Origin of the sequence: Amycolatopsis albispora (assembly GCF_003312875.1) — a bacterium.
Taxonomy (GTDB): Bacteria; Actinomycetota; Actinomycetes; order Mycobacteriales; family Pseudonocardiaceae; genus Amycolatopsis; species Amycolatopsis albispora.
On the sequence record NZ_CP015163.1, the window covers coordinates 3,818,519 to 3,831,200 of the forward strand.

Here is a 12,682-nt window from a genome sequence, read left to right on the forward strand (position 1 = left end):
ACCGGGCCGCGCGGGTAATTTTCCCCGTTACCCCAGATCCATGCCGAGGTCCAACGCGGGCGCGGAGTGCGTCAGCGCGCCGACCGCGAGGTAGTCCACGCCCGACTCCGCGTACTCGCGCGCGTTCTCCAGCCGCAGCCCGCCGGACGACTCCAGCCGCGCCTTCGAGCCCAGCTCGTCACGCAGGCGGACGGCTTCCGCGCACCGGGCCGGGGTGAAGTTGTCGAGCAGCACCTCGTCCGCGCCCGCCCGCAACGCTTCTTCGAGCTGCGTCAGGTCGTCCACTTCGACCTCGCACGCCAGCTCGGCGGCGTGCTCACGCGCCGCCCGCAGCGCCGCGGTCACCGAACCGGCCGCCACCACGTGGTTGTCCTTGATCAGCACGGCGTCACCGAGGCCGAAGCGGTGGTTGACCCCGCCGCCGCAGCGCACCGCGTACTTCTCCAGCAATCGCAGCCCCGGCAGGGTTTTGCGGGAATCGCGGATGGCGCAGCCCGTACCCTCCACTTCGGACACCCAGGCCGCGGTGGTGGTGGCGATGCCGGACAGGTGGCACAGCAGGTTCAGCGCGGTCCGCTCGGCGGTCAGCAGGCCGCGCACCGGGCCGCGCACCACGAGCGCCGGTTCGCCGGCGGCCAGCCAGCTCCCGTCCACGCGCCGCTCGAGCACCTCGTAGGCATCCAGCACCCGGTCCAGCACGGCCAGCGCCGGGCCCACACCCGCCAGCGTGCCCGCCACGCGCGGGGTGAACGCCGCCGTGGACACCACGCCGTCGGGCACGGTCGCCTGCGTGGTCGCGTCGGCGCCGTAACGCAGGTCCTCGGACAGCGCCGTGTCGACCACGCGCAGTACGTCGGTCACGTCGAGGCCGCCCTCGGCCAGGATTTCGCGGGTCAGCTCGTTCATGCCACCACTTCCTGCAGGATCGGATCGGCCAGCACCGGCTGCCCCGACGGGCTCAACCGGATCAGCTGCCCGCGCTGCCACGCCGCGTCCCGCTCGGGGAAGTCCAGCCGCACGTGGCAGCCACGCGACTCGGTGCGCCGCGCGGCCGAGGCGACCAGTGCCTGCGCCGCCAGCGTCAGCGCCGCGTCCTCCACTTCGGACTGAGTCTTAAGTGGACTGTCGCTGGTGGCCAGGTCGAGCACCGAGCCCAGCACCGCGAGCCCGTCGGCGTCGCGGCCGATCGCGGCGTACCGGCTCATCGCCCGCTGCAGCGCGTCCCGCTCGGCCGCCTCGACGTGACGGCATTCCGGCGCCAGCCCGTGCCGCGGATCGGCGAGCACCCCCGACGCCAGGTCGGCGGCCGCGGCCTCGGCGACCCGCTCCCCCATCACCAGGCCCTCCAGCAGGCTGTTCGACGCCAGCCGGTTCGCCCCGTGCAGGCCGGTCCGCGCCACCTCGCCCGCCGCGTACAGCCCGGTCACGCCGGTCCGCCCGGTCGCGTCGGTCACCACACCACCGCAGGCGAAGTGCGCGGCCGGGGTGACCGGGATCGGCTCGCGCAGCGGGTCGATCCCGGCGGCCAGCGCGGCCCGGTAGACGGTCGGGAAGCGCTTGGCGAACCCGGTGATCCGGGTGGCGTCGAGGAACACGTGGTCGTCGATGCCGCCCGGCGCCTCGGCCAGCCGCCGGGTGATCGCCGCCGACACCACGTCGCGCGGTGCGAGGTCACCGAGCGGGTGCACACCGAGCATGACCAGCTCACCGGCCCCGTCGACCAGGCGCGCGCCCTCGCCGCGCACGGCCTCGGTGACCAGCGGGCAGCGCCCGCGCGCGCCCGGGGTGTAGAGCACGGTCGGGTGGAACTGCACGAACTCCATGTCGGCCGCCAGCGCACCGGCCCGCAGCGCCAGCGCCAGCCCGTCGCCGGTGGCCGGTTCCGGATTGGAGGTGGCCTGGTACAGCTGGCCCAGCCCGCCGGTCGCGAGCAGCACGGCGGGCGCGCGGACCACGCCGAGCACGCCGTCCGGGTCGAGCACCGACACCCCGGCCACCGCGCCGGACGGCGTGCGCAGCGCGTCGACCGCCACATGCCGCTCCAGCACCGGCAGCCGACGGCCGGTGGTCTCCGCGACCAGCGCGCGTTCCACCTCGGCCCCGGTCGCGTCGCCGCCCGCGTGGATCACGCGGAACGCGGTGTGCCCGCCTTCGCGTGTCCTGGCGAGCCCGCCACCGGCCCCGGCGTCGAAGCTGGCGCCCAGCTCACGCAGGCGCGCGACCGCGCCCGGCCCGCCGTCGAGGATCGACTGCACCACGGCCTCGTCGCAGAGCCCGGCACCGGCGGTGAGCGTGTCGTCCACGTGCCGCGCGACCGAATCGCCGTCGTCGTGCTCGCCGGGCAGCACCACCGCCACGCCGCCCTGGGCCCAGCGGGTGTTGCCGTCCTCGATCGCGGCCTTGGTGACCACCAGCGCGCGCAGCCCGAGCGCCCGCGCGCGCAGCGCCGCGGTCAGCCCGGCGACGCCGCTGCCGATCACCACCAGATCGGCGGCCGCCTCCCAGCGAGGCGTGGTTTTCGCCTCACGGGCAGTAACCGGGGTGCTCATTCCCCGCCGCCGGGCTGCCCGATCTCGATCATCCGCCGCACCGAGGCGCGGGCCCGCGAAGCGGTCTCCGGGTCGACGTCGACCTCGTCGAGGCCCTCGCGCAGGCAGCGCAGCAGGGCGGCCGGAGTGATCATCTTCATGAACCGGCACGAGGCGCGGTCGTTCACCGCGCGGAAGTCGATGCCCGGCGCGGCCTTGCGCAGCTGGTGCAGCATGCCGATCTCGGTGGCCACCAGCACCGAGCCCGCCTTGGTCGCCTTGGCCTCGTGCACCATGTCGCCGGTGGACAGGATCTTGACCCGGTCCGCGGCCACCGCGCCCTCGCCCGCCAGGTAGAGCGCCGAGGTGGCGCAGCCGCATTCGGGGTGGATGAACAGGTCGGCGTCCGGGTTCGCGGCCGCCCGCTCGGCCAGCTCCGGGCCGTTGATCCCGGCGTGCACGTGGCACTCCCCGGCCCAGATGTGCAGGTTCTCGCGGCCGGTCACGCGCTTGACGTGGGCGCCGAGGAACTGGTCCGGCAGGAAGAGAACTTCCTGGTCAGCGGGGATGGAGGCAACCACGTCGACGGCGTTCGACGAGGTGCAGCAGATGTCTGTCTCGGCCTTGACCTCGGCCGTGGTGTTCACGTACGACACCACGACCGCGCCGGGGTGCTCGGCCTTCCACGCCCGCAACTGCTCACCGGTGATCGAGTCCGCCAGCGAGCAGCCCGCCCGCGCGTCCGGGATCAGCACGGTCTTCTCCGGGGCCAGGATCTTGGCCGTCTCGGCCATGAAGTGGACCCCGCAGAAGACGATGGTCGAGGCGTCGCTGCCGGCCGCGATCCGGCTCAGCGCGAGCGAGTCGCCGGTGTGGTGCGCGACGTCCTGGATCGCCGGGACCTGGTAGTTGTGCGCGAGCAACACGGCGTCGCGCTCCTCGGCGAGCCGTCGCACCTCCTCCGCCCACTGCTCGTCCGGTGCCACCCCGTCGAACGGGATGAGATCGGCTTCGGCGAGTTCGCTCGCCCTCAGGGTCGACGTGCCGGCCATGGTGGCCCTCCTAGCCTGACGCGGGTTTTCGCCTTACAATCGAAAACCGTGCGAAGCCATATTAACAGCAGCGCCCCCCTGGCACACGAGGTTCTGGCCGCGGTACTGCAAGTGCGATCGGACACACTCCAGGTGCTGCTGTGGCGCCGCGCGCTCGATCCGCACATCGGCCGCTGGTCGCTGCCGGGCGGCAGGCTGCGGCCCGACGAGGACGTGGAGACCTCCATCCGGCGCCAGCTCGCCGAGAAGGTGGACATCAAGAAGCTCAAGCACGTGGAGCAACTCGCCGTGTTCAGCACGCCGGACCGGGTGCCCGGACCGCGGGTGGTGGCCACCGCCTTCCTCGGGCTGGTGCCGTCGGACGTGGACCCGGAGGTGCCGGAGGACACCTCGTGGCACCGCGTCGACGACCTCCCCCGCACCGCCTTCGACCACGCCGAGATCGTGCTGCGCGCCCGCGACCGGCTGCGGTCCAAGCTGAGCTACACCAATCTCGGCTTCGCGCTCGCGCCGGACGTGTTCACCATCTCCGAGCTGCGCGGGCTGTACTCCGCCGCGCTGGGCTACCGGATCGCGGCGACCAACCTGCAGCGCGTGCTGGCGCGCCGCGGCCTGCTCGAGCCGACCGGGCAGACCGCGCCACCCGGTCGCAGCGGCGGACGTCCGGCGGCGCTGTTCTCCTTCGCGTGCAAGGGAATCCAGGTCACCGACCCGTTCGCCGTGCTCCGTCCCCCGCCCGCTGCGCGATAACTGGTCACCCAGCGCACGTTTTCCGTTGCCCGGCACGGCATTCGAGTGAAGACCTGCGCGCCGGACGGCTTCGTCGTACCGTGTACCCGTGGCTGACGGCGCGGCGGGAGACAGTACGGGAACGACAACTTTGCCGTTGTTCCCGCTGCAGAGCGTGCTGTTGCCGGGGGCGCACCTGCCGCTGCACATCTTCGAGCCGCGGTACCGGCAGCTCACCGTCGACCTGGTCACCGGCACCGTGCCCGACCAGGAGTTCGGCGTGATCGCCATGCGCACCTCGCTGACCCGCGAGGTCACCGGCCTGGACCAGGTGCACGCGATCGGCTGCACGACGCGGCTGCGCGAGGCGAAGCGGCTGCCGGACGGGCGGTTCGACGTGGTCACCACCGGGCGGCAGCGGTTCCGGCTGCTCGACATCGACTGCGAGGCGGCGCCGTACCTGGTCGGCACGATCGAGTGGGTGACGGACGCGCCGATGCCGCGCGGCTCGGCGGAGGCCGGGCAGCGGATGGCGGAGGTGGCGCGGGCCGCGCACCGGCGGTACTGCCGCTCGGCCTGGGAGCACGACGACTGGACCGAGCCGCCGCCGGACACGCCGCTGGCCGACCTCGCCTACCAGCTGGCGGCCGACTGCCTCCTGCCACTGGACGACCGGCAGGCCCTGCTGGAACAGACCCAGCCACTGCGACGGCTGCGGGACGTGTGCCGCCTGCTCACCCGGGAGGCGGGCTTCCTGACCGCACTGCGCGCCGTCCCGGCTCCCCCGGCCGAGCTGACCGCCCTGACGCGTCCAGCCAGCCTGAACTAACCCATGTCAAGAGGTCGCGGAAGGGTCGGCGTCGCCGTTGGTGCGGTTGCCGCCGCCGAACTTGCTCCACACCTTCCCCGCCGCGCCCGAAAGTGCCTCGCCGACGTCGGTGAACACCTTCGCCAGCGGGTCCGTCGAGTTGCTGAACGAGTCCTTGTACGACTTCGCCGCCGACTTCACGTCGTCCGACCAGGTGCTCGACGGGCTGTCCGCGTCCCGCCGCGGGTACTGCCCGGCCAGGATCGCCCGGTAGTCCTCCGAGGCGGCCCACTTCTGCAGCTGGGCTGCCCGCACCACGGCCAGCGGGTGCGACATGTGCTCGACGTTGCGCAGCTTGAGCAGGCTGTCCCGGATGTCGTCGACCGACTCGTACTCCTCGGCCTGCTGCAGGAACGACGGGATGTCGATGCGCGCCGGGTCGATGCCACCGGCCAGCAGCACGTGCACCCGCAGCGCGGCGGCCGGGTCCTGGCCGCACAGCAGCCCGGCGCGGTCGCACGACAGCTCCGACTTGCGGTACCACTCCTTCAGCGCGGCGATCACCGCACGCAGGCCGAAGGCGCTGACCGGGGTCCACGACATCGACATCTGCATGTTGATCAGCCGGATCAGCATGGTCCGGTACACCGCGTGCCCGGACAGCACGTGCCCCATCTCGTGGCCGATCACGAACCGCAGGCCGTTGGTGTCGAGCAGTTCGACCAGCCCGGTGCTGAGCACGATGAACGGCTCGTCCATGCCGATGGTGTACGCGCTGACCGACGGGTCCTGCGCCACGAAGATGTTCGGCACCGGCGAGATGTCCAGCGCCTGCGCGCATTCCAGGCGCAGCTTGTTCAGCTCCGGGTACTGCTTCTCCCCCACCCGGATCGACGACGCCAGCGCCATCAGCCGCTCGCCGCGCTCGCTGAAGAACCCGGCCACCGCCTTGAGCACCTCGGCGAACCCGGGAATGGTGCGCAGCGTGGCCAGCGCGCCGCGGTCGACCGGGTGCTCGTAGGCCCGCGGGCTGATGCCCGGGAAGCGGATGCGCCCGTTCGAGCCGGAAACTACGTCGTCGGTCATGTGATGCAGGCCTCCCTCAGTTGGGGCCAGCCTACGGAAACCACGCGGACCGCGCTGCCGATCAGGCGAATTCAGCCGAGCCGGCGACCCAGGTCGTCCCGGCCGTTCCAGCCGGCCAGCAGGCCGTAGGTGGCGGCCACCGCCAGCGGCTGCGCCAGCAGCACCCAGGCCGACTCCAGCACCGGCGCGGTTTCCAGCACGTCACCCACCCGTGGCGCGGCGCTCACCTCGTAGATCATCCCGGCGAACGTGCCCGGCCCGAGCATCGAGGCCAGCCACCAGGCCAGCACCGAGCCGCCGACCGCGGCCAGCAGCACCACCGGGCCGCGGCGCTCGCGCAGCAGCCAGATCACCACGCCGACCACGATGCCGAAGCCGAAAGCCAGCAGCGCGAACACGGCGAGGTCGTCGAACCGGTGCCAGCTCTCCAGCTGCAGCGGGATCGGCTCCTCGGCCGCGGAGACCACGCGCACCCGCTGCGGCGGCGCCAGCAGCGCCCACAGCGCGGCCAGCGGGATGCCGGTGAGCATCACCATCGACAGCACGGTCACCGCGGGCAGGATGTCCGCGGCCACCACCACCTTCGGCCGCTCACGCGGGATGGCGAAGAAGTGGTGCGCGGGTTCGGCGGGCGGGCGCATCCCGACCGAAGGCTCTGCCACCGGTGTACCTCCTGACATACGAGAGGGAAAGCTTAACCGGTGAGTTCGCCGTGCCTGCTGCAGCGCGCCGTCCAGCCGACCGGGGTCACCTGCACCACCATCCGCCGCGCGCAGTACGCGCAGAACCGCGGTGGCTCCAGCGCGGTGCGCGGGTTGTCGCAGGCGCGATGATCTCCGTGGTCCGCGGCCAGGCCGAGTCCACAGTGGACGCAGTATTCCGGTGGGTTCACAACGTGTCGCTCAGCGCCTTCACCGGCATCTTCAGCTCGGTGAGCATGTCCAGGTCGCGGGCGGCCGGGCGGCCGAGATTGGTCAGGTAGTTGCCGACGATGATCGCGTTGATCCCGCCCAGCATGCCCTGCTTGGTGCCGAGGTCGCCGAAGGTCAGCTCACGGCCGCCGGAGAACCGCAGCAGCGCCCGCGGCATGGCCAGCCGGAACGCGGCGACCGTCCGCAGCGCGTCCTTGCCCTCGACCACCTCGTAGTGCTCGTACGGGGTGCCGGGCTGCGGGATCAGGAAGTTCATCGTGCACTCGTCCGGGCCCAGCTCGGCCAGCTGCGCGGCGAACTCGGCGCGCTGCTCGACGGTCTCCCCCATGCCGATGATGCCGCCGCAGCAGACCTCCATGCCCGCCTCGCGGATCATCAGCAGCGTCTCCCAGCGCTCCTCCCAGGTGTGCGTGGTGACCACCTGGGGGAAGTGCGAGCGCGCGGTCTCCAGGTTGTGGTTGTAGCGGTGCACGCCCATCTCGACCAGCTCGTCCACCTGCTCCTGCGTGAGCATGCCGAGCGAGCAGGCGATCTGGATGTCGTTGCCGTCCTCGCGGATGGCCTTGATCCCCTCGCGGACCTGGGACAGCAGGCGCTTGTCGGGGCCACGAACGGCGGCCACGATGCAGAACTCGGTGGCGCCGGTCTCCTTGGTCTGGCGGGCGGCCTTGACCAGGCCGGGGATGTCCAGCCACGCCGAGCGCACCGGGGTCGGGAACCGGCCGGACTGCGAGCAGAAGTGGCAGTCCTCCGGGCAGCCGCCGGTCTTCAGGCTGATGATGCCCTCGACCTCCACCTCGGGCCCGCACCAGCGCATGCGCACCTCGTGCGCGAGCGCGAGCAGGTCCGACAGCCGCTCGTCGGGCAGGCGCAGCACCTCGAGCACCTGCGCCTCGGCCAGCCCCTCGCCCCGCTCGAGAACCTGCTCCCGCGCCGTGGCGAGGACGTCGGTCGCGCGTTCGGGTGCTGAGGTCACGGGTTCTCCTTCTGGTCCGGGCAGCGTCCGGCACAGTGTGCCCGAACACCCCGCCGCGAAGAAGCGACCCAAGTCACTTCTGGGCGGATTCACCCTTCGCGAAGCACTCGGGGTCGAACTCACCGCCGAACCACGGCGAAAGGCCGCGCCTGGCCTCGGCGAGGAACTCCTCCGGCCCGGCCTGGCCGATCCCGGCGGACAACGCCCCGAGCAGGGGCGCGCCCGCCGCGACCGGCAGGTCCTCGAGGTTCGACCGGGCGGCGAGGTCCGGTTCCGGCGGCCAGGCGCCGATCAGCACGCCCGCCACGTTGAGCCCGCGCCGGGTGGCCACCTCGGCGGTCAGCGCGGTCGCGTTCAGCGTGCCGAGGCCCGCCTCGGCGACCACCAGCACCAGCGAGCCGAGCGACCACGCGACGTCGGCCAGCGTGCCGCCACCCGGATCGAACCGCACCAGCAGCCCACCGGCGCCTTCGACCAGCACCAGGTCGTGGGACTGGTCCAGCTCGCCGGCGGCGTTCGCGGCCTCGGCCGGGGTCACCGGCGCGATGCCGCTGCGCCGCGCGGCGGCTTCGGGGGACAGCGGATCGGGGTAGCGCCGCAGCTCGCGCGTGGTGACGTCACCGGCCAGGCGCCGGACGTCGGCCAGATCGCCGGGCTCGCCGTCGGCCACCCCGGTCTGCGCGGGCTTGAGCACGGCGACCCGCCTGCCGTCCGCCTTGGCCAGCGCGGCGATCGCCGCCGTGACCACGGTCTTGCCGACTCCGGTTCCGGTACCCGAGATCACCAGCACAGTCACGGCCATCGACCCTAGTCCCGTGTGCAAGCCGCCCGTTCCCCGGCGGGCTCGAAGGCGCCCGACTCCGGGTCGAAGAGGTAGACCTGCGCCGCGCCCACGTCGAAGTACATCCCGGTCAGGTGCAGCTCACCGCGTGCTTCGGCCTCGGCGACCACCGGGTAGCGCCGCAGGTGCCGCAGCTGCTGGAGGATGTTGTGCAGGGCGAGCCGGTCGCCCTCGGCGGCCGGGGGTTCGCCGTCGAGCGACACCGGCGGGTTCAGCTCGTACCGGCGCAGGCTCGGCTCGGCGTGGCGGAGCCATTCGCGAACCGCGGGCAGTTCCGGGGTCCGGTCCAGCATCAGCTTCATCGCACCGCAGCCGGAATGGCCGCAGACAACCACCTCCGGAACCCGGAGCACACCGACGGCGTACTCGATCGAGGCGCCGACCGACGAGTCCAGAGGCGGGCCGGTGTCTCCCGTGACCCCGGTGACGCCACTGTCGGCCGGGACCAGGTTGCCGATGTTCCGCACCGCGAACAGGTCACCGGGGCCGCTGGTGGTGATCAGGTTCGGCACGATCCGCGAGTCGGCGCAGGTGATGAACAGGGTGTGCGGGTTCTGCCCGTCGGCCAGCCCGCTCAGCGTGCCCTGCACCAGCGGCGCGGTCCGGCGCTGGAACTCCGAGGTGCCCAGCGCCAGCTGCGCGGTGGACGGCGGCGCGGTGCGCTGGTCGGGCAGGCGCGGGCCCGCCTTGGCCTGCCAGTCCGACCACGACGCCAGCCAGCGCGGCAGCACCGGCGCGGCGGCCAGCCTGCTCACCGTCGGCGCGCCCGACTTGCCGCGCTCGTAGTACGGGTGCCCGATCTCGTCGACCACCACGGTGCCGCCGGTCCGCTCGTGCGCCTGCTGCCAGCTGGACAGGTTCTCGAAGGCGGCGTGGTCGAGGTAGTCCACCACCAGTTCCAGGGTGACGTCGGCGCGTTCGGGGATGTTGGCGAGCACCTTGGACAGCTTGGGGATGGACAGGAAGGTCAGCGCGCCGTCGACCACCACGCGCCAGCGGTCGCCGTCGGACTCGGCGTGGATCTTCGACCGGGTGCGCAGCAGCATCAGCACCAGCGAGGTGGCGATGCCCAGCAGCACGCCGGAGAGCATGTCGACAAAAACCACGCCGAGCAGGGTGACCAGGTACAGCGGCAGGTCCCCGTGGCGGTGGACGTCGCGGATGTGGCCGACGTGCAGCAGCTTCGCGCCGACGTGCACGAGCAGCCCGGCGAGCGCGGCCAGCGGGATGCTCTCCAGCAGCCCGGCCAGCAGCACGCTGAACAACAGCACCCAGATCCCGTGCATGACCGCGGAAGCACGCGTGCGGGCCCCGGCGGCGACGTTGGTGGAACTGCGCACGATCACGCCGGTGACCGGGAGGCCGCCGATCGCGCCGGAGGCCATGTTGGCCATGCCCTGCCCGACCAGTTCGCGGTTGAGGTTGGTGCGCGGGCCGGTGTGCAGCTTGTCCACCGCGATGGCCGAGAGCAGGCTTTCCACGCTGGCGACCAGCGCGATGGTGAGCACCGCGATGCCGATGTCGAACCAGCCGCCCCCGGGCAGCCGCGGCGCGAAGGAGATCTCCAGCAGGTTGCCCGGCAGCTCGATGCGGGGCAGTTGCATGCCCGCGACCAGCGCGAGCACGGTGGTGAAGGTGATCGCGGCCAGCGGGCCCGGCACCTTGCGCACGGACTGCGGCAGGCGCGGCCACAGCAGCAGGATGCCGATGGTCAGCACGCCGATGAAGGCGGCCGTGTCGTGGCTGCCGATCAGCTGGCCGGGCAGGGCGAGCAGGTTGTCCAGCGCGGAGCTCTGCGCGGAACCGCCGAGCACCACGTGCAACTGGCCGAGCACGATGGTCAGCCCGATGCCGCCGAGCATGCCGTGCACGATGGCGGGCGAGATGGCCAGCGCGGCCCGCGCGATCCGGCTCAGCCCGAGCAGGACCTGCAGCGCGCCGGCGGCGACCACGATGGCGCAGGTGGCCGCCCAGCCGAACCGGGAGATGGTTTCGGCGACCACCACGGTCAGCCCGGCGGCCGGGCCGCTGACCTGGAGCGCCGAACCGCCGAACAGACCGGCGATCACCCCGCCCACCACGGCGGCGATCAGCCCGGCCACGATCGGGGCACCGGAAGCCAGTGCGATGCCGAGCGAAAGGGGCACGGCGACCAGGAAGACAACAAGCGAAGCGGGCACGTCACGCCGCAATAGGGTGGCGAAGCTCATGATCACCAGGAAACACAGGTCCGCGCGAAAAGTCCGCTTTGTGAAGAGATCCTCATGTTCTGCACCCGGCGGCTTCGTCACGTATTCGGGAACACGAACCGCTATCTCGGTCATTCACGTGGGCCAGGTCTCACCCTATCCGGAGGGCAACCGCCGAAAATTGTCGCGCTGCGTACGGATTTAACCCGAGCAACATTCAGTTAACCGGCGTTGTCACATGATCGGGTGAATTTCACTCAAGCCACCGCCGCGGCCGCCACGATGGCGCGCGCGATCGACTCCACGTCCTCGTCGGAGCTGACGTACGGCGGCATCGTGTAGATCAGGTCGCGGAACGGCCGCACCCACACGCCGTGCTCGGTCACCACCCTGGTCGCGGTGGCCATGTCGACCGGGTGGTCCAGCTGCACCACGCCGATCGCCCCGAGCACCCGGACCTCGCGCACCGCGGGCAGCTCCGCCGCCGCCGAAAGTCCACTTTGGAGTCCAGCCTCGATGCGCCGGACCTCGGCGAGCCAGTCCTGGCCGAGCAGCACTTCGATGGAGGCGTTCGCCACCGCGCTGGCGAGCGGATTGCCCATGAAGGTCGGCCCGTGCGCGAGCACCGGCAGTTCGCCACGCGAAATGCCATCGGCGATTTCCGGTGTGCACAATGCCGCCGCCATGCTCAGATAACCGCCGGTCAGCGCCTTGCCGACGCAGAGCACGTCGGGCGTGATCCCGGCGTGGTCCGCCGCGAACAACGCGCCGGACCGGCCGAATCCGGTGGCGATTTCGTCCAGGATGAGCAGCACCCCGTTTTCCGCGGTGATCTCGCGCAGCGCGCGCACGTATCCCGGATTGTGGAAACGCATTCCGCCCGCGCCCTGCACCACCGGTTCCACGATCACCGCGGCCAGTTCGTGCGCGTGCGCCGCGACCTGCTCGGCCAGCATGTCCACATAGGACTGGTCGAGCGGGGCGCCGAACCCCGGCGGCGGGGCGGGCACAAAAACCTGTTCGGCGAGCGTGCCCTTCCACAGCGAGTGCATGCCGCCGTCGGGATCGCACACGCTCATCGGCTGGAAGGTGTCGCCGTGGTAGCCACCGCGCCAGGTGAGCAGCCGCCGCTTGCCCGGCTGCCCGGTGGACTGCCAGTACTGCATGCACATCTTGACCGCGACCTCGATCGAGACCGAGCCGGAGTCGCACAGGAACACGTGCTCCAGCCCGTCCGGGGTGATCTCCACCAGGGTGCGGGCGAGCGAGATCGCCGGTTCGTGGGTGAGCCCGCCGAACATCACGTGGCTCATCCGCCCGGCCTGCGCGGTCAGCGCGGCGTCGAGCACCGGGTGCCGGTAACCGTGCACGGCCGCCCACCAGGAGGACATGCCGTCCACCAGCTCGCGGCCGTCGGCCAGGCGCAGCCGCACCCCCGCCGCCTCGCGGACCAGCAGCGGGGGCACGGTGCCGGGCATCGGGCCGTACGGGTGCCACACGTGACGCGCGTCGAGCGCGAGCAGTTCCTCCTGGCTCGTCAT

Annotated in this window: 12 protein-coding genes; 2 read left to right on the forward strand and 10 right to left on the reverse strand. The window is 71.9% G+C overall.

Annotated features, from left to right (window positions below; translation table 11 throughout):
* Positions 1–27: 27 nt before the first annotated feature.
* The 3 genes from nadC to nadA are packed head-to-tail and all read right to left on the reverse strand — an operon-like array spanning position 28 to position 3,580.
* Complete coding sequence (nadC, locus tag A4R43_RS17720) at positions 28–906, reverse strand: carboxylating nicotinate-nucleotide diphosphorylase (protein WP_113693345.1); 879 nt, start codon at positions 904–906, stop codon at positions 28–30.
* Complete coding sequence (locus A4R43_RS17725; RefSeq protein WP_113693346.1) at positions 903–2,549, reverse strand: L-aspartate oxidase; 1,647 nt, start codon at positions 2,547–2,549, stop codon at positions 903–905. The genes nadC and A4R43_RS17725 overlap by 4 nt, the downstream gene beginning before the upstream one ends.
* Positions 2,546–3,580 (reverse strand): quinolinate synthase NadA, encoded by a 1,035-nt coding sequence (gene nadA, locus A4R43_RS17730; RefSeq protein ID WP_205215362.1) that lies wholly within the window; start codon positions 3,578–3,580, stop codon positions 2,546–2,548. Before nadA ends, A4R43_RS17725 begins: the two co-directional genes overlap by 4 nt.
* A 111-nt stretch (positions 3,581–3,691) precedes the next feature.
* Here nadA and A4R43_RS17735 point away from each other — a divergent pair, with 111 nt between their 5' ends.
* Complete coding sequence (locus A4R43_RS17735; protein ID WP_113693347.1) at positions 3,692–4,330, forward strand: NUDIX hydrolase; 639 nt, start codon at positions 3,692–3,694, stop codon at positions 4,328–4,330.
* A gap of 88 nt (positions 4,331–4,418) precedes the next feature.
* Positions 4,419–5,138, forward strand: a complete 720-nt coding sequence (locus tag A4R43_RS17740) for an LON peptidase substrate-binding domain-containing protein (protein ID WP_113693348.1) — start codon at positions 4,419–4,421, stop codon at positions 5,136–5,138.
* 6 nt (positions 5,139–5,144) lie between these two features.
* Here A4R43_RS17740 and A4R43_RS17745 read toward each other — a convergent pair whose 3' ends face one another.
* The 7 genes from A4R43_RS17745 to A4R43_RS17775 form a co-directional block, all read right to left on the reverse strand.
* Positions 5,145–6,203 carry a M48 family metallopeptidase gene (locus A4R43_RS17745; protein WP_113693349.1) on the reverse strand — a complete coding sequence of 353 codons (1,059 nt, stop codon included), beginning with the start codon at positions 6,201–6,203 and terminating at the stop codon, positions 5,145–5,147.
* A gap of 71 nt (positions 6,204–6,274) precedes the next feature.
* Complete coding sequence (locus A4R43_RS17750; RefSeq protein ID WP_113693350.1) at positions 6,275–6,883, reverse strand: DUF2567 domain-containing protein; 609 nt, start codon at positions 6,881–6,883, stop codon at positions 6,275–6,277.
* A 14-nt stretch (positions 6,884–6,897) separates the two neighbouring features.
* Entirely contained in the window at positions 6,898–7,095 is a 198-nt protein-coding gene (gene bsaP, locus A4R43_RS44775; RefSeq protein WP_113693351.1) for a biotin synthase auxiliary protein BsaP, read from the reverse strand.
* Complete coding sequence (gene bioB / locus A4R43_RS17760) at positions 7,092–8,111, reverse strand: biotin synthase BioB (protein ID WP_113693352.1); 1,020 nt, start codon at positions 8,109–8,111, stop codon at positions 7,092–7,094. Before bioB ends, bsaP begins: the two co-directional genes overlap by 4 nt.
* Before the next feature lie 73 nt (positions 8,112–8,184).
* Positions 8,185–8,907, reverse strand: coding sequence for a dethiobiotin synthase (gene bioD, locus A4R43_RS17765; RefSeq protein WP_113697690.1), 723 nt, complete (start codon positions 8,905–8,907; stop codon positions 8,185–8,187).
* Between the two features lie 11 nt (positions 8,908–8,918).
* The gene (locus tag A4R43_RS17770; RefSeq protein WP_113693353.1) at positions 8,919–11,162 is read right to left on the reverse strand and encodes a SulP family inorganic anion transporter; all 2,244 of its coding nucleotides are present in this window, start codon (positions 11,160–11,162) and stop codon (positions 8,919–8,921) included.
* A gap of 236 nt (positions 11,163–11,398) precedes the next feature.
* A complete protein-coding gene (locus A4R43_RS17775) occupies positions 11,399–12,682 on the reverse strand; it encodes an adenosylmethionine--8-amino-7-oxononanoate transaminase (RefSeq protein ID WP_113693354.1) in 1,284 nt (427 codons plus the stop codon).

Excerpts from the sequence above, each read along its gene's own strand:
- nadC (WP_113693345.1), bottom strand. The coding sequence starts at position 906 with ATGAACGAGCTGACCCGCGAAATCCTGGCCGAGGGCGGCCTCGACGTG.
- A4R43_RS17750 (WP_113693350.1), bottom strand. The coding sequence starts at position 6,883 with ATGTCAGGAGGTACACCGGTGGCAGAGCCTTCGGTCGGGATGCGCCCG.
- A4R43_RS17725 (WP_113693346.1), bottom strand. The coding sequence starts at position 2,549 with ATGAGCACCCCGGTTACTGCCCGTGAGGCGAAAACCACGCCTCGCTGG.
- nadA (WP_205215362.1), bottom strand. The coding sequence starts at position 3,580 with ATGGCCGGCACGTCGACCCTGAGGGCGAGCGAACTCGCCGAAGCCGAT.
- A4R43_RS17770 (WP_113693353.1), bottom strand. The coding sequence starts at position 11,162 with ATGAGCTTCGCCACCCTATTGCGGCGTGACGTGCCCGCTTCGCTTGTT.
- A4R43_RS17775 (WP_113693354.1), bottom strand. The coding sequence starts at position 12,682 with ATGACGAGCCAGGAGGAACTGCTCGCGCTCGACGCGCGTCACGTGTGG.
- A4R43_RS17745 (WP_113693349.1), bottom strand. The coding sequence starts at position 6,203 with ATGACCGACGACGTAGTTTCCGGCTCGAACGGGCGCATCCGCTTCCCG.